The organism is Lactobacillus sp. ESL0680 (assembly GCF_029392855.1).
Taxonomy (GTDB): domain Bacteria; phylum Bacillota; class Bacilli; order Lactobacillales; family Lactobacillaceae; genus Lactobacillus.
In genome coordinates this window covers 559,643-582,955 of the sequence record NZ_CP113945.1, presented here as the reverse complement: position 1 = coordinate 582,955, position 23,313 = coordinate 559,643, and the positions used below count along the sequence as shown (strand labels likewise).

Genomic DNA, 23,313 nt, shown 5'->3' with positions numbered 1-23,313 from the left:
TTAATTCTCGCTTAAACTATCCTTTTTAGTTGCTTTATGTAATAAGTATACGCCAATCACAACCAAAATTAATAAGAAAATTAACCCAACTTGAGAACCATCAACTAGCTTGCCAGCCGTTGTCGGCTTAGAACTAACCTGTTGCACAAATTGCATAATTGCAGAAACAATCGACGTTCCGACAGCTCCTGAAAATTGCTGTACCATGTTGAACAAGCCGTTACCGTCCGCATTTTCTTCCTTAGTAAGCAGGTTCAAAGATGAAGTCATTGTGTCACCCATGATTAAGCCAGTACCAGTCATAATAATCAGGTAAGAGATCAATACGTTAACACCCGTAAAATGTTGGGCAAACAAGCAGAACATGATAATACCAACAAGTTCAAAGCAGGCACCAGTCATAATTGGTTTTCTTGGACCGTAATTATCGAGCATCCGGCCACTAACTGGTGAAGCAATGGCACCAATGGCACCACCCGGCAGAAGCAGTAATCCTGCTACCATGGCAGTTGCACCATTTACGATTTGCAGGTAGTTGGGCAAGATGAATGACAAGCCAACCGTATTAACTTGGAAAATGAAGTAAGCAATAATACCAGCAGTAAACTTGCTGTTCTTGAGCAAGCGAATGTTTAACAGTGGTTCTTTTACATTAAGTGAATGCTTGATAAACAAGGCTAAGGCAACCAAGCCGATTACCAATGGCACTACAAATTCCAACGGTCTAATTAAAATTCCTGACAAGTTACTGAAAGCCAGAATTAGGCCAACAAAAGTCAAGGCAATTTCAATAAATCCAGTCCAATCAAGCTTGGTATGGCTCAATGGGTATGGATCCTCAGTGATGCACGTTACACCCATGATAAAGGAAATAACCATTACCGGAATAATCAAGATGAAAATATAGCGCCAGCTAAGAGTATTGACAACTAAACCACCAAACGTTGGCCCCAAAGCTGGAGCTACCGCGGTAATCATTGTCCCGATACCCATTAACAAGCCGACTTTATCAAGTGGTGTTCTTTCCAAAATAATATTAAACATTAATGGCAGAGCAATCCCAGCACCGGCACCTTGAACAATTCGACCAATAACTAAAAAGACAAAGCCCATTGACCTTGTTGTAAATGAGTCAATCAACAAACCAACAATAAATAAAATTGCGGCTGTCACAAACAATTTTTTAGAACTAAAATTCTTCTTTAAGTATGCAGACAAGGGCATGATGATTGCAGCAATCAAAAGATAGCCGGTCGTCATCCACTGCACCGTTGCCATATTTACGTTAAATTCCTTCATTAAAACAGGGAACGTAATGTTACCTGCTGTTTCAATTAACACGCCTGAGAATGACATCAGACCTGCCGCAAGAATTGATAAAATTAATTTTGCGTCTAATTTCCTTTGCATCTAATTCCTCCTAACCAAAAATAGTTAGCTTGCTAACTATTACAAATAGCTATGTTATAACATTTTGCCACAAATTGCAAAGGGTTATATGTAAGTAATCGTTTCCAATTTTTATAAGCAAACTTTGGCAAGTAAATCAAAAGCAGCAACAAGCTTCTAAACTTGTTGCTGCCTAAAATTTTAATAATTAATATGCTCGCTGACCCTTCTTGTAGACTGCCTTATCCCTTTGCGCCACAGCCTTAACATCAGCCAACGGATTTTCATCCAAAACCAGAAAGTCAGCGTACTTGCCGATTGCCAAAGTGCCATACTCATCATCAATTTTCATCAATTGAGCAGAATGAACACTGGTTTGTAAGGCTTCATAATTAGTGAAGCCTTGTTCTGCCAATAATTGCAATTCGGTTGGCGTTTGGAAGTAATCATTAAATGGTGTTCCCGCGTCAGTACCCAAAGTAATCTTAACGCCGCGATTTTTAGCGTGCGTAATATTCTTACGCAAGTCGTCTAGGGCATCACTAGCCTTCTTTACTTCCCAATCCGGCATTATTCCTACCGCATAAGTAGGAAAGGCCCAATCGGCAACCACAGTGGCTGTCAAATATGTCCCTTGCTTGAGCATCATGTCAATTTGGTCATCATCAACATAAAAGCCGTGTTCAATGGAATCTACCCCAGACTTAATTGCATTGCCAATCCCAGCATTGCCCTCTGCATGAGCCGCAACAATCAAGCCCTTATGGTGAGCTTCCTCAACTGCCGCACGCATTTCGGCAACACTTAATTGTGGATCATCCATAAAGTCGTTCTTGGTCATTACACCGCCCGTGGCCATTACTTTAATATTCTTAGCACCTTTCTTCAAGCCTTGACGTACAGCCTTGCGCATTTCATCAGGAGAGTCTACCAGATGAGCAAAATGCGGTGAGTCGCCGTGACCACCTGTCATCGAATAAGCCATCCCTGACGGCATAATCTCTGGTGTCTTAGTAATCTTACCTTCCTCAATCATTCGCGCCAATGTAATATCAATATCATAAGTAGACCCACATTCACGAATATAAGTTACGCCAGACTTAAGAAAATCATGTAGGTGCTGCACTGCACGGACAGTTGTTTCGACAACATTGGCAGTTGGATCACCATCATATGCAGTTGAACTATTGTTAATGTGCGTATGACAATTAATTAACCCTGGCATCACGAACTTGCCTTCTAAGTCCACTACCCTGTCACTAGCAGGTGCAGCGCCAGTTCCCATTGCCGTAATCTTACCTGTTTCGTCATCGACAACGAAGTAACTATTGCTTGTAACTTTTTCTTCTTCACCATCATAAAGGTTCATGTTTTGATATCCAGTTTGTGTCATTTTAAATTTTCTCCTTTTTACTTTTCTGATTGTTAAAAATCATCATGTCCTTATTTTACGAAGCCGACCTTGTACCATAATTGGTGGTCATTGTTATTCTCCGACGGCTTAAGCGAATATCCGGTCACCTTATCATTAACGGCGAAAACGGAATACGAATTAAACTCTGGGATTGCATAAGCCTCATCATTCATATATTCTTGCCATTCATGGAACTTTTGTACCCGATATTTATGGTTAAATGCCTTCTGTGAATCAATTGCTGCCAGCAGCTCATTATTCTTTTTGGTAACAAAACGGGTGTAATTCTTAGGAGAATTATCAGAATAAAGACTGCTTGGTGATGCCTCACTGTCCAGATGCCAGCCAATCTCACACATATCAAAGTCATGGCTGTCGCCCTCAAGCTTAGTTACATAGGAATTAAATTCTGTCAGGCGATTCCCGATTAATTTAACGTTTAAGCCAATCTTATGCCACTGCTGCAGATAATTCTGCTGGATTGGCTCCTGAGTTGGGTCAGTTTGCCTTGCCATATAGCGAATTGTTAGCGACTTGCCATTAGGTTGGACCCGCCACTTACCCTTCTTTTTATAGCCAGCCTTATCCAGCAGTTCGTTAGCTTTTTTCAAATTATAGGAATAACCGCGCGCGTTTTTATCAAACACATCGCCAAACTGTGCGGGAATTAATGTCGGAACTCTAAAGCTTAAGCCATGAGTATAATGCTGGTAGACTTCATCAGTATTCATTGCGTAGCCAATTGCCTGTCTTAAAGCCTTATTATTCATTTTGGCATGGGGATCCATAATGTTTTTATTCTTTTGTGCATCCCATTTACCAACCTTAAATCCGATAAAATTGTAGCCTAGGGGAACTTTAGCAACGAAATTGACACCCTTAGTGTTTTTAACCTGTTCCCATTGTGAATTAATTACCTGCGCAACATCATAAACCTTGCTCTTAATAGCTTGAGAAGCAGAATTAGTAGCTAAAACTGAAATTTCAATTTTGTCCAGTTTTGGTCTACCCCGCCAATAATATTTATTCGGCACCCAAGTAACTGACTGACCACGAACAATTTTCTTTAACTTAAACGGTCCAAAATACAATGGGGATTTTCTAATCTTGTCAGATGACTGTAATTTATCAAACGGCACATCCTTTAAATAATGGTATGGTTCAGCTGTTTCCCAGAAAAAGTTGTTGCCTGAATATTCCATTCCCGGCTTCAATTCGTCAAAATGAATTATTACCTGACGGCCATTATCACCGTTAGGCATTTCAATGCCCGTAATGGTCTTAGCCCGACCTTCATGATAGGCTTTCATTCCTTTAATATTTTCAAAGGAATTGGAATAATTCTGCGATTGCGTACCCTTGTTAGCTAGAATTTCGTATGCGTACTCAATATCCTTAGCTACCACCTGCTTGCCATCAGACCACTTAACGCCCTTCTTAATATTAATTATTGCCGTATTATTTTTTCTATCTAAGCGAATCGTGGCTGGCCCTTTATCATTAAACTTGTAATGATTGTCAGTATCAAACAAGCTTTCATTACCAGGACTGGCAATATCATTGTCAACGGCGGTATTTTTAATTTCGTTAGAAAAAATCCCGGTAAATGGTGTATCTGTTTCCTCCGCAATTTTAAGCGTTCCACCTTGCTTTACTTTTTTAACCGGTGTCTTAATTGGAAACTTTTCGCTAACCTTCGTGCTATTGTTATTACCGCCGCAAGCAGTTAACCCAACCGCTGCTGTACCAATCACTGCGGCTGACTGCATTAACTTCTTGAATTGAAAATTCATTCTTGTACCTCTCATTACCAATAAAAAAAGCCTCATTCAACTTAATGAATGAGGTTTTCATCTTTGTAGTTCAGCCCCATTCATTAGAACGCGAATAAGGGCTTAACTACAATCAATTACTAATTTTTAGTAATTATCTAGGTCAAGTCCTTTACGTTCAACAACAAGGCTAATGATTTTAGTGCAGAAATAGCTCTAATAGCAATTTGCTTAATAATATTTGCGTTTTCCATTAGAGCCATCTCCTTTTTATCTAATTTATATTTAATATATTAACAACATTTTAACGTGTAGTCAACCTATATTTCAATATTTACACCAAAAAAAGCACCCTCATAATGAGGATGCTTTCTTAGTTTATTTACAATGATGCGTTACATTATTTCTTAAAATTACCAGCCAAGATGTATTGACCATAGCGACAATGGTAATACTTCTTACCATTAATTACTTTAACACCATAGATCTTCATCTTTTTACCTTTGGCTAATATCTTGTCACTTACACGGTGACCTTTTTCGTTGTAAACATAGGCATTATGCTTTAAGCGTAATTCCTTACCCTTGAAGTTACCTGCTGCAACATATTTACCGTGTAAGATACTGTAGAACTTACGTCCCTTAGCATTGATCGTTTCAAAGGCCTTGACCTTCTTGCCCTTCTTCAGAACAGTCTTGCCAACACGTTGACCTTTAGAGTTATATATATAAGCATTGTGGTGCAAATCTTCTTCAAAACCATCGAAGTTCTTTGCAACAACGTAATGATCGTCACCAATGTAGTAGTAGTAACGTCCGTTAATTAACTTCTTATCACCATATGTCTTAACCGCTGTGCCAATTGACATAACTAGATCACTAACCCGGTTACCATTCTTATCGTAAACATAGGCATTGTGACGCAACTTCTTAATTACCACATTGTCTGCAGCCAATGAAGTTGAAGTAGATGCAGAAGTTGATGTAGGTGTAGTTGAAGATGGTACATAGTTGCCACCACCGTTCCAGTCACTAGCTACAGAATTACTGTTACTAATTGAAGTACTTGTACTTTGACTGACAACAGTTGATGTTGAAATACTATCACTCATACTTACACTAGTTGAAGTACTTTGACTGACACTGGTGCTTTCTACGATTGAGGTACTGTTACTATCACTTACTGAAGTACTTGCACTGGCAGAACTATTACTGTCACTGATCGAAGTACTTAAGCTTTCGCTGGCACTACTTACAATTGAATTGCTGCGACTCATACTTGCGCTAGCTGAACTGTTGCTATCACTAATTGAAGTACTGTAGCTTTCACTTGTGCTGTCAGCAATTGACTTGCTTTGGCTGTCACTAGTTGAACGGCTCATGCTTGCAAGGTAGTCACTAGTACTAATTGATACACTGAAGCTATCGCTTGTACTATCAGCAATTGACTTACTTTGACTCTCACTAGTTGAACGACTCATGCTTGCGAGGTAATCACTAGTACTAATTGATACGCTGAAGCTTTCACTTTGACTAACAACGATTGAGTTGCTGAGGCTAAGTGATGTACTGTAACTCTCACTAGCTCTATCTGCTGTAAACTTACTGTCTCTTTCACTAGTAGAGAGACTCAAGCTTGCTGAGTATGAACTATTGTTGACAGATGCACTGTAGCTTTCACTAGTACTATCAGCTAATGACTTACTTTGACTTTCGCTAGTTGAGCGACTCATGCTTGCGAAGTAATCACTAGTACTAATTGAATCACTGAAGCTGTTGCTTTCGCTAGCACCTACTGAGTTGCTGTCGCTGATTGAAGTACTGTAACTGTGACTATTGCTATCAGCATCTGACTTACTATTTGATTGACTATCTGAAGTACTCATAGAAGCAGATTGGTTACTTTCACTAATTGAAGTACTGAAGCTTTCGCTCTGACTGATAGCTATTGAATTGCTTTCGCTCAGTGATTTACTGTTACTGTAGTTTGCACTAACTGTTGTTGAATCACTGTTACTAATTGAAGTACTGTAGCTGATGCTTTCACTATCTGCCAATGACTTGCTGTCACTTTGACTAGTTGAACGACTTAGACTTGCTGATGAATTACTATCATTAATTGAGTTGCTGTAGCTTTCACTATTGCTGTTAGCAAGTGACAAACTATCTCTTTGACTTGCTGAAACACTCAAGCTTGCTGAGTATGAACTGTTGTTGACAGAAATGCTGTAGCTTTCACTTGTGCTGTCAGCTAATGACTTGCTTTGGCTTTCGCTAGTTGAACGGCTGTTACTTGCAACATAGTTGCTTGTACTAATCGAAGTACTGAAGCTTGCGATTTGACTAAGAATAGTTGAAGTACTTTCACTTTCTGATTGACTAGCACTCAAGCTTGCACTAGCGACTGCTGAGTTACTTGCACTTAATGAGTTGCTGTAGCTTTCGCTTTGACTATTAGCAATTGATTGACTATCTCTTTGACTTGCAGAGATACTCAAGCTTGCTGAGTATGAACTGTTGTTGACAGAAATGCTGTAGCTTTCACTTGTGCTGTCAGCTAATGACTTGCTTTGGCTTTCGCTAGCTGAGCGGCTGTTACTTGCAAGGTAGTTACTGTTACTAATTGAAGTACTGAAGCTTTCACTTTGACTGACAACTACTGAGTTGCTTTCGCTCAATGACTTGCTTGCACTCAAGCTTGCAGCAACTGCTACTGAAGTACTATCACTCAGTGATTTACTGTAACTATCGCTAAGACTTGTTGCAGTTGACTTACTGTTGCTTTGACTAGTTGAAGTGGTTTGACTTGCTAATGAGTTACTGTCATTAATTGAGTTGCTGTAGCTTTCGCTATTGCTGTTAGCTAACGATTGACTGTCTCTTTGACTTGCAGAGATACTCAAACTTGCTGAGTATGAACTGTTGTTGACAGAAATGCTGTAGCTTTCACTTGTACTGTCAGCTAATGACTTACTATTGCTTTCACTAGTTGAACGACTTGTACTTGCAAGGTAATCACTAGCACTAATTGAAGTACTGTAACTGGTGCTAATACTATCAGCTAATGACTTGCTTTGGCTTTCGCTAGTTGAACGACTGATACTTGCTAAGTAATTACTGTTACTAATCGAAGTGCTGTAGCTTTCACTTTGGCTAACAACTACTGAGTTACTTTCGCTCAATGACTTGCTTGCACTCAGACTAGCTGTAACTGCTACTGAAGCACTATCACTCAGTGACTTGCTATAGCTTTCACTATTACCAGCTGCTGACAAGTTACTATCACTCAATGACTTACTGTAACTATCGCTAAGACTTGTTGCAGTTGACTTACTGTTGCTTTGACTAGTTGACATGCTTTGACTTGCAGAAGCATTACTGTCACTTAATGAAGCACTGTAACTCATGCTTTCACTAGCTGCCAATGACTTACTGTCTTTTTGACTAGTTGAAGTACTTTGACTTGCTAATGAATTGCTGTTGTTAATTGAGTTACTGTAGCTTTCGCTATTGCTATTAGCTAACGATTGACTGTCTCTTTGACTTGCAGAGATACTCAAGCTAGCTGAGTATGAACTGTTGTTGACAGATGCACTGTAACTTTCACTTGTACTGTCAGCTAATGATTTACTTTGACTTTCGCTAGCTGAACGACTTGTACTTGCAAGGTAGTTACTATTACTAATTGAAGTACTGAAGCTTTCACTTTGGCTAACGACTACTGAGTTGCTTTGACTCAATGACTTGCTTGCACTCAAGCTTGCAACCATTGCCTTTGATTCACTAAGACTAAGTGAATTGCTGTAACTCTTGCTTGCTTCTGTGTTGGCACTACCTGAAGCATCCATTGCTGATGCGAATGAATCTTGTAAACTCTTAGAGATACTGTTGCTGTCACTAATTGCTGTTGAGTTACTGTTGCTCAATGAAATACTGTAACTTTGACTTGCACTGACCATTAATGAATTACTATCACTAATCGATGTGCTATAGCTTTGGCTTTGGCTATCTGCTAATGACTTACTGTCTTTTTGACTCTTTGAAGTACTTAGACTTGCTGAAGTACTACTGTCATTAACTGATGTGCTGTAACTTTGACTAGTACTATTTGCAGCTGATTGACTTTGACTTTCGCTAGTTGCAGTACTCTTGCTTGCTGAAATATTACTATTATTCAATGATATACTATTGCTTTCACTTTGACTATTAGCTAACGATTGACTGTCTCTTTGACTTGCAGAGATACTCAAACTTGCTGAGTACGAACTGTTGTTGACAGATGCACTGTAGCTTTCACTTGTACTGTCAGCTAATGACTTACTTTGACTTTCGCTAGCTGAACGACTTGTACTTGCAAGGTAGTTACTATTACTAATTGAAGTACTGAAGCTTTCACTTTGGCTAACAACTACTGAATTACTTTCACTAAGTGACTTGCTTGCACTCAAACTTGCAACCATTGCCTTTGATTCACTAAGACTGAGTGAATTGCTGTAGCTCTTACTCATTTCTGTATTAGCGTTACCTGAAGCGTTCATTGCTGAAGTGAACGAATCTTGTAAGCTCTTAGAAATACTATTGCTGTCACTAATTGCTGTTGAGTTACTATTGCTTAATGAAAGGCTGTAGCTTTGGCTTCTGCTATCAACTAATGAATTGCTATTACTAATTGAAGTACTGTAACTCTGACTTGCAGAAGCATTACTGTTACTCAATGAGATGCTGGTGCTATCACTTTGGCTATTAGCTAACGATTGACTATCCCTTTGGCTAATTGAAGTGCTCTTGCTTGCTGAGTATGAACTGTTGTTGACAGAATCACTGTAGCTTTGACTTGCACTGTCAGCTTTAGACTTACTGTTACTTTCACTAGCTGAACGACTTGTACTTGCAGCATAATCGCTATTACTTACTGAAGTACTGAAGCTTTCGCTTTGGCTGACTGTCTTAGAGTTGCTTACGCTATTACTCAAACTTGCTGAGATAAGTGAATCTTGCATACTCTTTGAAGTACTATTGCTTTGACTTGCCGCAGCCGAATTACTGTCACTAATTGAAGTGCTGTAACTTTGACTTGCGCTAGCAACCTTCGAATTACTATCACTCAGTGACTTACTGGTGCTCTCACTAGCTGAAGCGTTGGCATTGCCTGAAGCATTCATTGCTGATGCAAATGAATCTTGTAAGCTCTTCGAGATACTGTTGCTTTCACTTACTGCAGTTGAGTTACTGTTACTTAATGAAAGGCTGTAACTTTGACTTCTACTATCAACTAATGAATTACTATTACTAATTGAAGTACTGTAGCTTTGGCTGGCAGAAACATTACTGTTATTCAATGAGATGCTAGTACTATCACTTTGGCTATCTGCCAATGATTGACTGTCTTTTTGACTAATCGAAGTACTTCTGCTTGCTGAATATGAACTATTGTTGACAGAATCACTGTAGCTTTGGCTAGCACTGTCAGCTTTAGACTTACTGTTACTTTCACTAGCTGAACGACTTGTACTTGCAGCATAGTCACTATTACTTACTGAAGTACTGAAACTTTCGCTTTGACTAACAACTTTAGAATTACTTACGCTATTGCTCAAACTTGCTGAGGTAAGTGAATCTTGCATACTCTTTGAAGTGCTGTTACTTTGACTTACTGCAGTTGAGTTACTATCACTAATTGAGGTACTGTAACTTTGACTTGCACTAGCAACCTTCGAATTACTGTCACTCATTGATTGACTGGTACTCTCACTAGTTGAAGCGTTGGCATTGCCTGAAGCATTCATTGCTGATGTGAATGAATCTTGTAAGCTCTTCGAGATACTGTTACTGTCACTAATTGCAGTTGAATTACTGTTGCTCAATGAAGCACTGTAACTTTGACTTCTGCTGTCAACTAACGAATTACTATCGCTAATTGAGGTACTGTAACTTTGGCTTTGACTATCTGCTAATGACTTACTATCCTTTTGACTCTTTGAAGTACTTAGACTTGCTGAAGCGTTGCTGTCATTAATTGAAGTACTGTAACTCTGACTTGCAGAAACATTACTATTATTCAATGAGATGCTAGTACTATCACTTTGGCTATCTGTCAATGATTGACTGTCTCTTTGACTAATTGAAGTACTCTTGCTTGCTGAGTATGAACTGTTGTTGACAGAATCACTGTAGCTCTCACTAGCACTATCTGCCTTTGACTTACTGTTGCTTTCACTAGCTGAGCGACTTGTACTTGCAAGGTAATCACTATTACTAATTGAAGTACTAAAACTCTCACTTTGACTAACTGCTTTAGAGTTGCTTACGCTATTACTCAAACTTGCTGAGGTAAGTGAATCTTGCATACTCTTTGAAGTGCTGTTGCTTTGACTTGCAGCAACTGAGTTACTGTCACTAATTGATGTGCTGTAACTTTGGCTTGCACTAGCAACCTTAGAATTGCTATCACTTAGTGATTGACTGGTGCTCTCACTAGTTGAAGCATTAGCATTCCCTGAAGCGTTCATTGCAGATGCAAATGAATCTTGTAAACTCTTAGAAATACTGTTGCTTTGGCTAATTGCTGTTGAGTTACTGTTACTCAATGAAAGGCTATAGCTTTGGCTTTGACTATCTACTAATGATTGACTGTCTCTTTGACTAATTGAAGTACTCTTGCTTGCTGAGTATGAACTGTTGTTGACAGAATCACTGTAGCTTTGGCTAGCACTGTCAGCCTTAGATCTACTTTGACTTTCACTAGCTGAGCGACTTGTACTTGCAAGGTAATCACTGTTACTTACTGATGTACTGAAGCTTTCACTTTGACTAGCTGCTTTAGAGTTGCTGGTACTATTGCTTAAGCTTGCAGATGTAAGTGAATCTTGAGTACTCTTTGAAGTGCTGTTACTCTGGCTAATTGCAGTCGAGTTACTGTCACTAATTGAGGTACTATAGCTTTGACTAGTACTATTAACTTTTGAATTGCTGTCACTTAATGAAGTGCTGTTACTTTCACTAGCTGAAGCATTTGAATTACCTGAAGCGTTCATTGCTGAATTAAATGAATCCTGCAAACTCTTAGAAATACTATTACTTTGGCTAACTGCAGTTGAATTACTGTTACTTAATGATGTACTGTAGCTCTTACTCTCACTAGCAATCTTCGAATTACTATCACTAATTGAAGTACTATAACTTTCACTTTGGCTATCAGCTGTTGACTTGCTATCCTTTTGACTCTTGGAAGTACTTTGACTAGCTGAAGTATTACTGTCATTAACTGAATTACTATAGCTTTGGCTCTTGCTGTTTGCTACGGAATTACTATCACTTAATGATGTACTGTAACTTTGACTTGCACTGTCAGCTGCTGATTTGCTGTCCTTTTGACTCTTGGAAGTGCTTTGACTTGCAGCACTGTTACTGTCGCTGATTGAAGTACTGAAGCTTTCGCTAGCACTAGCAACTTTCGAATTGCTTTGACTCAGTGAATGACTAGCACTTTGGCTTTCTGAAGCATTCGAGTTACCTGAAGCATTGATGGCTGAGGTAAATGAATCCTGCAGACTCTTCGAAATACTGTTGCTTTGGCTGACTGCTGTTGAATTACTTTGACTTAATGAAGTGCTGTAGCTTTGACTTTGACTATCAGCTAATGACTTACTGTCTCTTTGACTAATTGAAGTACTTTGACTAGCTGAATAGTTACTATCACTAATTGAAGTACTGAAGCTATCACTTTGACTATCGACAATAAACTTACTATCTCTCTGGCTAAGTGAAGTACTTCTACTTGCTGAATATGAACTGTTATTGACAGAATCACTATAGCTTTCACTAGCACTATCTACCTTAGATTTACTTTGGCTTTCACTTGCTGAACGACTTGTACTTGCAAGTTGATCGCTATTACTTAATGAAGCACTGTAACTTTGGCTTTGGCTATCAGCCAATGACTTACTGTTACTTTGGCTGATGGAAGTACTGCGACTGGCAACACTGTTACTATCGCTGATTGAAGTACTGAAGCTTTCGCTAGCACTTACAACCTTCGAATTGCTTTGACTCAGTGAGTAACTAGTACTTTGACTTTCTGAAGCATTTGAGTTACCTGAAGCATTGATTGCTGAAGTAAATGAATCTTGCAAACTCTTTGAAATACTATTACTTTGACTAATTGCCGTTGAATTACTCTGACTCAGTGAAGTGCTGTAGCTTTGACTTTGGCTATCAGCCAATGATTTACTATTGCTTTGGCTGATGGAAGTACTGCGACTGGCAACACTGTTACTGTCGCTGATTGAGGTACTATAGCTTTCACTAGCACTATCAGCTGTTGACTTGCTGGTACTTTGACTCTTCGAAGTACTCTGACTGGCAACACTGTTACTGTCACTAATTGAAGTACTAAAGCTTTCGCTAGCACTTACAACCTTCGAATTACTTTGGCTCAATGAGTAACTAGTACTTTGACTCTCTGAAGCATTCGAGTTACCTGAAGCATTGATGGCTGAGGTAAATGAATCCTGCAGACTCTTCGAAATACTATTGCTTTGGCTAACCGCTGCTGAATTACTTTGACTTAATGAAGTGCTGTAACTTTGACTTTGACTATCAGCCAATGACTTGCTGTCCTTTTGACTCTTCGAAGTACTTTGACTAGCTAAACTGTTACTATCACTAATGGAAGTACTAAAGCTTTCGCTGGCACTTGCAACTTTGGAATTGCTTTGACTCAATGATTTACTATTGCTCAAGCTTTCCTCGGCATTCGAATTGCCTGAGGCGTTAATGGCTGAGGCAAATGAATCCTGCAAACTCTTGGAGATACTGTTGCTTTGGCTGACGGCTGTCGAGTTACTCTTACTCAATGAAGCACTATAACTTTCGCTAGCACTACTTGCAACTGAGTTACTGTCACTAAGCGATTTACTATAGCTTTGACTTTGGCTGTCGGCAATGACCTTACTGTTGCTGTCACTGATTGAACCACTATTATTGGCACTGTTAACCATCGATTGGCTTTCGCTCTGACTCATTTGAGAGTTGTCGATTAACAAGCTTTCAATTTCGGAGTGCGTTGCGGCATCTGATAAACTACCAGCTTCTGACAAGGAGTTTTGCATGCTGGCAGACAATTGTTGTCCTCGTGAAGTCAATGACGCATGCAGCCGACTAGTCTCTGAAGTCATGCTCTCATTCATGCTCGTGCTGTTCTTGCTTGCCGACAGACTAGCCGAATTAATATAGCTGCCAGCTGAAGCTGAAGCTGAATTATAATCAGCTATGTTCTTACTTAAGGCAAGTGAAGCTGCGTTTGATGCTTGGGAGCTAGCTACTAAGCTTGCGGAATTTGACTTAGAAATTACCGCGATCTTACTCTGCGATTCAGCCAAGCTGGCACTAATTGAAGCGGCACTTGCAGCTGAAGCACTTGCGGCGTATTTCGAATTCTTGTTCGAAACAACAGCGTGCATTGAAGAGTTACTGTTGCTCAACTCCAGATAACGTGAAACTGTTGAAGCATAGTTCTTACTTGTTACTTCGGAAGCACTTAAACTGGCATTAATACTATTAGAAATACTCTCTGAAGCTGCCAGCGAAACATTACTCAAACTAGTCAATTGCGAATCCTTAAGCGAATTACTAATACTAATTGACTGACTCAGTTTGAAGACTTCGGCCTTCATACTAGTAATTGCTGAGGTTGCGGCTGAGTTTGAGAAGCTCATGTCAGTCGATTTTCTCAGTGATGTATGGATTGAGAATGAATATGACTGTGAAGCAACCGTCGAAACATTCTGACTATCCTCTAGACTCAATGAGGAAGCATTCATACTTTCTTCCGTTACTTTTTGACTAGTAGACAAATACCATGCACTCAATGATTTACTGTTTGAAACAAGCTTTGAATCAGTAACGCTGCTCGCACTAGCATCTGAGGCACTAAGACTTTCAGCTTGACTAATTCCAGCACTTTGCGAATCTGAATCGGCAAAACTCTTATTCTTATAAACTGACAAACTAATGCTTTGACTATTCAGCTTACTAATCGTGTTTGATCTAGACAAACTGTTGGCAAAACTTTGCGCGGCATCACTAGCTAAACTTGCCGAATGTGAGTAACTATCGCTTACCCAGTTTTGGAATGAACTGCTACCAAAATCCGCTCCTGAAATAAAGCCTGAATCAGCTTGCGAGTTATTAGAAGCATCTTCTGAGTTTCCCGCAATTGTTATACTATCAACAATATCATTACCATCGGCATTAATTTGTGATGTTTGACTGGCATCCATACTGCTGGCTAATGAATTAGCCAAAGAAGCTGCTAATGAACTCTTATCCGTTAAGCTCCTGGATGCGGAAGTATCACTGGTATTATTGGCAAAACTCTTCGACTGTGAATTAGATACATAATCCGTCAGTGATGAATGGTTGGCACTAGTATTAGTAAAATCATTGGCAATTGAATTAGCCTCTGAATTAATGTCATACTCATCCTGCACATTAACCTGTGAACTTACAGTTTCCTTAGTTTCTTTAGCTGCTTGCGACTGCACAATTTCTTGCGCCCGGCTTGCTTGACTAGTTGCACTCGTTGAAGCTGATTCTGTCTTGACTGCCTGTGAACTAGCACCTGTTGTCTTAGTTTTAGCAGCTGAACTCTGCGCTTTTGTTTCGGCAGTTGTCTTTACTACCTGACTTTGAGCAGCCCTAGTTTGTTTTTGGCTGACTGCTTCCGCATTACTATTGGAATTAATTGTTTCCTTAGTCTTCGTTGTGCTTAATTGGGTTGCACTTTGCGAAGCCGGAATTTCTGCCGAGTTGGCATTAACCAATAAATGTTCAAAACTACTTGTCTTGACCTTAGGCACTGTAGTTGCCGCATGGGCAACTTGCGGTGAACTCAATATTCCACCTAAAATACCACCAATTCCGGCAGTACTCGCAGCTAATAAATTACGTCTGAGTGCTCTTGCTTTATCAATTTTCTCTTTCTCTACTATTTCCTTCTCTAACTTTTTCTTTTGATCTGAATCTACCATCTTACACACCTAACTTAATAATAGTTAACTTGGATTTCATGACGGTTACCCGTTCTTTAGCACTAACTTACATTAATCCTAGTTAGACCTGAAGAGGTGGTTTTACTATTATCTCTAACAATAATCATAAAACCACATTATCTGTTATCTTTTTGATAACAATCACTTTTATTACACACTTTTTATAAGCCACATATTAATGACCTAACTGTAACTATTATAATAATTAATTCAATAAATTCAATGCCTATTTGTACACAATTACTTTTTATAACAATAACATGTTTATTAAATAATAATCGTATATAAATGCTATAATTTTTTATAATATTTAATAAAAGTCTTTATTTTTACTGCATAAATTAAATAACACATTTATAAATTATAATAATTATGGCTTGAAATAATTAATAAAAAAAATAATTTATTTTTATATACTTTTACTAAATATTAAATTTTAAATAGAAAAACCGCTTACCTAATTAAAGTTAATATAATGCAAAATTAAATATATTCGTAAAATATATATGTATTACATTAAAAAGAAACCGCTTATCTAAAATTACCTATAATTTATTATACATACTCTGTTTAAATTTAAATTCAAGCAAAAAAGCATTCTAAATCATAGTTTTAGAATGCTTTTTACATTTTCTAGAACGAAATATTACTATTGATTATTTTCTGCAGTGGCAGCAGCAATAATTGCGTCTACTTTAGCCGAAAAATCATTATAAGCAGTAGTTATCTCCGTATCCGTTGTTGCCGCATTAACCGCTGAAATACCTGCTGTTAAGGCACTAGTTAACTGTGACTGATACGTAGCTTTATGGGAAACTGTTAATTTAGTGAGTTTCATTAAACTAGTTCTGGCAGTAACCCATTTATTCTTAATATTAGTCGTTGCTTCTCGCTTAAGCTGAGCATTTAACTTAGCCGAAGAAAAACTTGCAATTTTACTCTTACTATCTTGATATATTGTATTAAGTTTATCAGCACTAGTAGCCATAGTAATGCTTTGACTAGCTATACTAATAGTATCATCAATCAAGCCTTTTAAATCACTAGCATTGGTTATTTCCGGATGCTTATCCAATTCTGCTTTAGCATTAGTACCTTGCTCTTTAAGTAAGCCATTTAACCATGACTTACATATATTAAGTACTTGATTGGTATATGTATCACGAGCTTGATTAATTGCTGAGTAATCTGTCTTAGCTTCTGTTCTTGTACTACCATGTTGGCTGTCAATATAGCCATCACCAGCTTTAACTTCATCAGCAATCTGTTGACGAACACTTGTATCCGTAATATTCAATACTGTAATGCAATTATTAGCATAAGCTTCAAGTTCAGACTTAGCAGCTTCATGGTTATAAACATCTAATGCTTTTGTATATTGATAGTTAATCGTCTCAAAGTCAGTTGCATTATCAATGTAGTAAATAGCATCATCATGAGCCTTTTGAATCTTGTCTAAGTGCGGTGTTTGATCAGCTACACTTAATCCAGAACCCTTTACACGAGCTGTTGCACTATCCAAACCAGCATCAAGGTCTTTTTCAGTAGCAGCCTTCATCTGCTTCAAGTCCATGATATTACCAAGGTAAACAGTTGCCATCTTGTCTGGGATTTCAGGGTCATAACCAATGAAGTTAGCTTCTGGAGTTAAGTCAATTGCTGCACCACTGAATAATCCAGTTGTCCCTGCTGGAATTGTGATACTAAACGTACCATCTGGACTAGTCTTAGCACTATAAACATGATTTAAATCTGACAAGACATCATTAGTATTAGCATATGGGTCAGCTACTGGATTAGCAGGATCAGAAATAATTCCTGATTGTCCTCTAATTTGCGCTTTAACATAAGCATCTGTACCACAGTTCATTAACTTACTAAACAAATTATCAGATTGTACTGGACCATCTGTAGCATAGTTAAAGTTATCTACTTTCCCAGAAATTGTAATTGAGCCATTAGGATTTTGATGATATGAGGCTTGACCTGGTACGCCATTATCATCTTCAATATCCAAGAATCCACCCTCATTAGGTGATACCATTCTAATATTGTTATAGCCTGGGTTAGTTGGATCAGAGAACGCTGAAGAAATTATATCACTAAAGATTTGGTCATATGGTGTTTTGCTAGTAGCATAATTTTGCAATACAGCCATATAATTTTGACCAAATACTTTTTGGAATAATGCTACTAAAGATGCATTTTCTGGCTTAGCAAGATCAGTTTGAAGAGTTTGCAGCGTCTGAGTAGAAATTGTTTGCTTGCCATTTAAAACTGAAATCTTATTAACACCAATTGTTTGTTTACCGCCAACAGTCTTCTTTTGAACATTCAAAACGTGGAATGGTGGTAAAGTAACTGGCTTCATTCCTGGATAAAGTGAACTAAAGTCAAATACCTGACGAACATTTTTAATGTTAATCGCACTATCACCAATGATACTTGTACCTGCAGCCGTATTCTTAGAAGCATTTAAGACTAGTTCATTTGGGTTGTTAACAGTTAAGGCAGCTGAGCTGGAAACATCAAGTAAAGTAATCGGCTTGGTACCGGCACCATATGCATTATCTCCCGGATGCTTAGGATCATCTTGCAATTCAATATGCAATGATCCGTTATTCAGGTCTGCTTTACCAGTAATGTAAACCAATGTACCGGTATAGTCTTGCATGTTCTTACCATATATATTAAGAGATGCACCAGGACCAACTAATAAACTACCTTGATCGAAAATCAAACTTCCTGCTCTAGTAGCCCCACCAGTACTGTTTGAAATATCACCATTAGTATTAATGTCAATCGTACCATTATCGATCAACTTCGCATTATTACCAGTTTTACTGGTTAACATAATCGCAGCTGACCGGTGCATATCTAAACCACCAGTATAATCAGGCGTACCAACATTAATAGTTAATTTTGCCCGCTTATTAACAGTAACAGAACCTTCACCATTATTAACGAAAATTCCACTGGCTTTAACAGTATTTTGAGCAATATCAGCGTTAGTACCAGGATCTTTACGAGGATTCAGAGTTACATCTGCACCACTATCAATTAAGATATTATTTGTCTGTGATCTACCATTAGCATCAGTAGTAGCACTACCCTGATCCAGTTCAAGCACGTTACCATCACTTGAAGAACCAACAAACTTACAATCCTTAGTGAAAATCAAGTTTTGCCCTGGTTGGTAAAGTTCAAATAACTGTTGTCCACCGCCATCACAAGTATATGTCTTACCATCAAGTGGTCCAACATATGATTGTACGGCATCAGCAGTAACCGTATTCTTAATATAAATATCACAATTCCGGCCACTATAAGTAACCTGTGAACCAACGAAGTCAATATTATCAAGCGTTAACTTACATGGTGTTATAGTACCATCAACGGTATTATCAAGTCCGTAGTAACTTTGAGTATAAATACTCAAGTTACGATAAGTTAAATCAGTTGTACCCCGATTAGCAGCATCTGTTGAGCCATCATTAGGTCTAGGACCTGAATAGTGCAAATCAAGAATAAAGCGTTTATTCTTAGCTGGATCTGATTGAATCAAAATCTTACGCTCTGGGAAGTTGACATCTGCTTTACCACTAGAATTGTTAGAAGCAATATCATTTTCAAGATCGATTTCGCCAACCGTTGCATCTTGAAGTGCAGTTACAAATTCTTGCCACGTAGTTACTTGTCTTACAGAACCAATCGCTTGGGGACCAACAGTTGGATCAGCTGCCTTAGTTACAGGAACGTTAGCTTGATCAGTAACATCAGTTTTTGATGCAGCTGTATCTGTTGCTTCAGCTGGCTTAGCAACTGCTGCAGTAGCTGCAGAATCTGTGGCTGCTGGTGCAGCAATGTCTACATTAGAATCAGAATCTGTTGAAGCTTTTGTTGTCTTAGCAGCCTTAGAATCATCTTGTGCTGAAACAGCAGTTGATTTAGTTGCAGTAGTAGCAGTTGATTCGTCTTGCTTAACATCAGCTGCCTGTTCTTTTACTGTTACTTGTTCTTGACTTGCAGTAGCAGTTTTAGCAGCTTTTTTATTATCTGACTTGTTATTCAAATAAGACGTTAAGCCTTTATAACTAGTAAGATCGGCCTTTTTAACTGCTTTATCAGCTGAATCGACCGTATTTTGATTAGTAGTAGCCTCATCTGTTTGTGCAGGTGTCACAATTGTATCAGCTTTAGTAGTCTGACTACCAAGACCCATAAATGTTACACCCAATAAAACAGATGTTGCACCCATGCTTAATTTTCTAATTGAAAAACGCTCATGTTTTGATTGCGATTCAGCTTTTCTACTTTTCGCATCAAAATTATTTTTCCCTACCATATTTTTCCTTTCCGTATAATGCACATAGCAAAATACTTCACACTTTTGTATTGATATATTCTAAATCATTCTGTTTAATATGTAAATATATTTTTATATATTAAATCGCTTTATAAAAATAACAAATTTGATATTTTTAGTGTAACAAATGTTATAATATTTGTTAAGAATCCTAATATTATGGGAAATAACGGATAACAAAATATTTATTAATAGCGTATTCATAGTAATTTGATATTTTTATAAAAAAATAAAGCGTATAGCATACGCTTTATAGTTGAAATTAAAATTTTTGACCATATTTACTTCTAAGAATGTGATACAACTGTTGCTCAAACCAAGCAGCAATTGAAGCACTATCATCATTATGCCGACCATAATAGCCCTTAGAAATAACATGACGATCAGGATAATACTGTTGCAAAAAATCCTGTAATTTATTATATGCAAAACGATCATAATCATCATTGCGCATATAACCTAAAACAAAATCCGTCTTGCTAAAGTCTCCCTCTTTAATTCGCTGCCACATAATATCATCTACTTTTTGACAAGCTTCATGGTCATTATTACCTTCAAGCATCAAAACCATATCAGTTGAACAGTGAAATTCATCCGGCCGATTAATTCGCAAATTTTCAGCGATTGTCCCTAAATCCATTAATGGCTTAGCAATTACAATATCTCCCGGACTAAGCAAAGCTCCATAATACATCGATGCATAAGTGCCCATTGAAATCCCAGATAACACAAGATCTTTAGTCTCAAAGTGCAGCTTGGCTAGACAGTCCTTAATTACTGTAAGAAGTTTATTTTCAACTTCTTCATCTCCCAGATAAAAAGTACCACCTTCAACCCGTAAATCAGAAATTAATAAATAAGGAATCCCTTTAGAATGCAACATTCCCCGAGCTTCAAAGGTTTCAGCAGAGTGATACCCAGCAAAATAAACTGTCAGCGGCGGCTGCATATTTCCCGGATTAAACAAATAGGCAATTTCACCATTAAGTGCATTTCGATCAATAATCTTGTTACCGCCAAGATCCAAGAAGCCATATTTACCCCGAGATCTGCGTTGATGCAATGTACCGATTCTCACATTTCCTTTTCCACGCACATAATAATAAATACTATAGAAAAATTTGGTTTCAATCCCAGTAATTTCAATTTCACCATTGTCGTCTAGCAGTTGCTCACCACTTTTAGAAATCGTCTTAATTAACTGCCTATCTGAATTAAAGCACTTAACTTCAACCATTAATTCTGCAGAACCTGTTGTCTGCATTTCAACTTTAAGAGTTGTCGCATAACGTTCAACAACAGATACACTATATGACAATTGACCTAAATATTGCCATTGACTGCCAAAATTTGCTTCAACATCAAAATAGCTATCGCCATAATAAGTAATCCTATTTTGCAAATCTGAATTGAGCTCAAGCTGATCGATGCTTACCCGATAACCAACATCAACATTAAAAAAATAATGATTAACATCATCTGCCAAATTTGCCAGATTAATTTTATATGCGCCCCGTAATTGTAAGGCCTGTGAAATATTTACTGGTATTTCCGCATCATCACTATAAAGAATTCTATGTGCTGGCAATTGCATTAGCAGCTTTACATCTTTAAGCCATGGTGAAGTTTTATCAAGAAAGAAATACGCAAATAAATAATCATGATTAAACACATTATTTTTAAAAACTGGTGACAGCTTGTGCTTGTTAAGATTAACCGGATCAGCCCACATATATGAGCAGTCTGTTAAGGCATCTTCAAAATTTTCTAATGGTTGAGCCCCACTATGAAACAAATATGTCTTTTTTTTACTCATCCTTGCAGCACCCGCTTCCATTGATTAATAACCATTCTAAGCGACATTCGTTGAATTAATCGCACATTTTCAACTACAGCTACATTCCATTTATCAAGATTAGTCAAAAAGACTTCAACCGGTTTTTTGATTTCACCTTTTTGCTTAATCAAAAAGCCATTCTTACCTTCTTTGATTAAATTATTACTTTGATAAACAATTTGAGGGATCCCTGTTTTTACTGCTTCAAGTTGTAATTCATAATTAGTCACTGGATCAGTATCAATAAAAATATGCGCCTGTCTTAAAATTGGTAATTTTTGCTCATAAGTTGCATTTTCTGGACAAGCAAAACGGTCAAGAGCTTCAATTTGGTCAACATCTAAATTAGTTGTATCAACTTCATCAAGTGAGTCAACATCATCTATCTCGCTAAGTTTATCCTTAAATCTAGCAACCCAATCAGCTGAAACAGCTTTAAAGAATGACGCATACTGTAAATCAGCATCAGCCATGATTCTTAAATTTTCATTCTCTTTTAGCAAATCAATTAATTCACAAAAGCATTTCAATAATTCATCATTACCAATCTGACCAACATGCCAATAAATGACCTGCTCCTCCTGTTCCATACTAGTACCTAGAGAAAAGTCATTAAAGTATGGCGGAATAATGTGCCATATGGGAACAAAATCAATGTCATTCTGCTTAAGTTTATCGAAAAAAAGATGAGCTAAAGTTTCATTTTCAAATAAATATTGGTCCTGCTGCACGACAATGTGATAATCCAGATTAGCAACCTGATTGTACTCAGTAAAATAATAATAAACTTGAGCTTGCAACAAAAAATGACGAAACGCCAAGCTTTCTTGGCTTGGCTCAATTAATAATTTTTGTTTACCTGTCAAATATGGTAATGCAAATTCACATTCAATTTCTGCTAAATTGGTATATTGTGATTTTTGAAAACGTGATTGCTGACGAGTTGGAATTGTTATCGTTAAATCCTCATTCTGCGTCATTACCAGATCACTTGTCGCATTAAACCATTCTTTACTAATCAACTGACCTTGTTCATTAAAATAGCTCCGACTACTGCGAAAGCCGCGCAAATCATAACGATCAACTATTTGACCAGCTTCTTCATAATAAGTCACCAGCTTCAGTTCGCCACTGCCACCCATAACAACTTCCATGACCCTTGTTTGTTCATCAAACACTTCTACCTGCGTTCCTGATAAATAAATCAGCGTCTCTAACTTATAGTTATCTGGAATATTAAGGTCCTTTAATGTTAATGGTGAGCCATCAGTTTCAATTCCACGAATTTCATCAAACAAATAAATTACCTTAGGCTTAGTGCCCATAAAATTCGCCAAAAATTGATCCGTTTCATCATCAAGAAGCAACAATTGATTATCGACATTTTCTTCTTGTAAACGTGCAGATAAGCTTATCAAAGTATTTTCTTGATAAAATTTGTTTTTAGTATGTAAATCAGGAATCAGTGTCAACATTTCTATCATC

Annotated in this window: 7 protein-coding genes; all 7 read right to left on the bottom strand. The window is 37.7% G+C overall.

The window, feature by feature from the left end:
* The 7 genes from OZX58_RS02845 to asp1 all read right to left on the bottom strand — a co-directional run bounded on the left by OZX58_RS02845 (window position 1) and on the right by asp1 (window position 23,312).
* Window positions 1–1,410 carry a DHA2 family efflux MFS transporter permease subunit gene (locus OZX58_RS02845; RefSeq protein WP_277141386.1) on the bottom strand — a complete coding sequence of 470 codons (1,410 nt, stop codon included), beginning with the start codon at window positions 1,408–1,410 and terminating at the stop codon, window positions 1–3.
* Window positions 1,411–1,597: 187 nt separating this feature from the next.
* Window positions 1,598–2,782, bottom strand: a complete 1,185-nt coding sequence (locus tag OZX58_RS02840; protein ID WP_277141385.1) for an amidohydrolase family protein — start codon at window positions 2,780–2,782, stop codon at window positions 1,598–1,600.
* Window positions 2,783–2,832: 50 nt separating this feature from the next.
* Window positions 2,833–4,596, bottom strand: a complete 1,764-nt coding sequence (locus tag OZX58_RS02835) for an oligopeptide ABC transporter substrate-binding protein (protein ID WP_277141384.1) — start codon at window positions 4,594–4,596, stop codon at window positions 2,833–2,835.
* Window positions 4,597–4,975: 379 nt separating this feature from the next.
* Window positions 4,976–15,604 (bottom strand): SLAP domain-containing protein, encoded by a 10,629-nt coding sequence (locus OZX58_RS02830; RefSeq protein WP_277141383.1) that lies wholly within the window; start codon window positions 15,602–15,604, stop codon window positions 4,976–4,978.
* A 670-nt stretch (window positions 15,605–16,274) separates the two neighbouring features.
* Window positions 16,275–19,970, bottom strand: coding sequence for a pectate lyase-like adhesive domain-containing protein (locus OZX58_RS02825; RefSeq protein WP_277141382.1), 3,696 nt, complete (start codon window positions 19,968–19,970; stop codon window positions 16,275–16,277).
* A 283-nt stretch (window positions 19,971–20,253) separates the two neighbouring features.
* On the bottom strand, window positions 20,254–21,807 hold the full coding sequence (gene asp2, locus OZX58_RS02820) for an accessory Sec system protein Asp2 (RefSeq protein ID WP_277141381.1): 1,554 nt from the start codon (window positions 21,805–21,807) through the stop codon (window positions 20,254–20,256).
* Window positions 21,804–23,312 (bottom strand): accessory Sec system glycosyltransferase Asp1, encoded by a 1,509-nt coding sequence (gene asp1, locus OZX58_RS02815; protein WP_277141380.1) that lies wholly within the window; start codon window positions 23,310–23,312, stop codon window positions 21,804–21,806. The genes asp2 and asp1 overlap by 4 nt, the downstream gene beginning before the upstream one ends.
* Window position 23,313 lies beyond the last annotated feature (1 nt).

Excerpts from the sequence above, each read along its gene's own strand:
- OZX58_RS02845 (WP_277141386.1), bottom strand. The coding sequence starts at position 1,410 with ATGCAAAGGAAATTAGACGCAAAATTAATTTTATCAATTCTTGCGGCA.
- OZX58_RS02840 (WP_277141385.1), bottom strand. The coding sequence starts at position 2,782 with ATGACACAAACTGGATATCAAAACATGAACCTTTATGATGGTGAAGAA.
- OZX58_RS02835 (WP_277141384.1), bottom strand. The coding sequence starts at position 4,596 with ATGAATTTTCAATTCAAGAAGTTAATGCAGTCAGCCGCAGTGATTGGT.
- OZX58_RS02830 (WP_277141383.1), bottom strand. The coding sequence starts at position 15,604 with ATGGTAGATTCAGATCAAAAGAAAAAGTTAGAGAAGGAAATAGTAGAG.
- OZX58_RS02825 (WP_277141382.1), bottom strand. The coding sequence starts at position 19,970 with ATGGTAGGGAAAAATAATTTTGATGCGAAAAGTAGAAAAGCTGAATCG.
- asp2 (WP_277141381.1), bottom strand. The coding sequence starts at position 21,807 with ATGAGTAAAAAAAAGACATATTTGTTTCATAGTGGGGCTCAACCATTA.
- asp1 (WP_277141380.1), bottom strand. The coding sequence starts at position 23,312 with ATGATAGAAATGTTGACACTGATTCCTGATTTACATACTAAAAACAAA.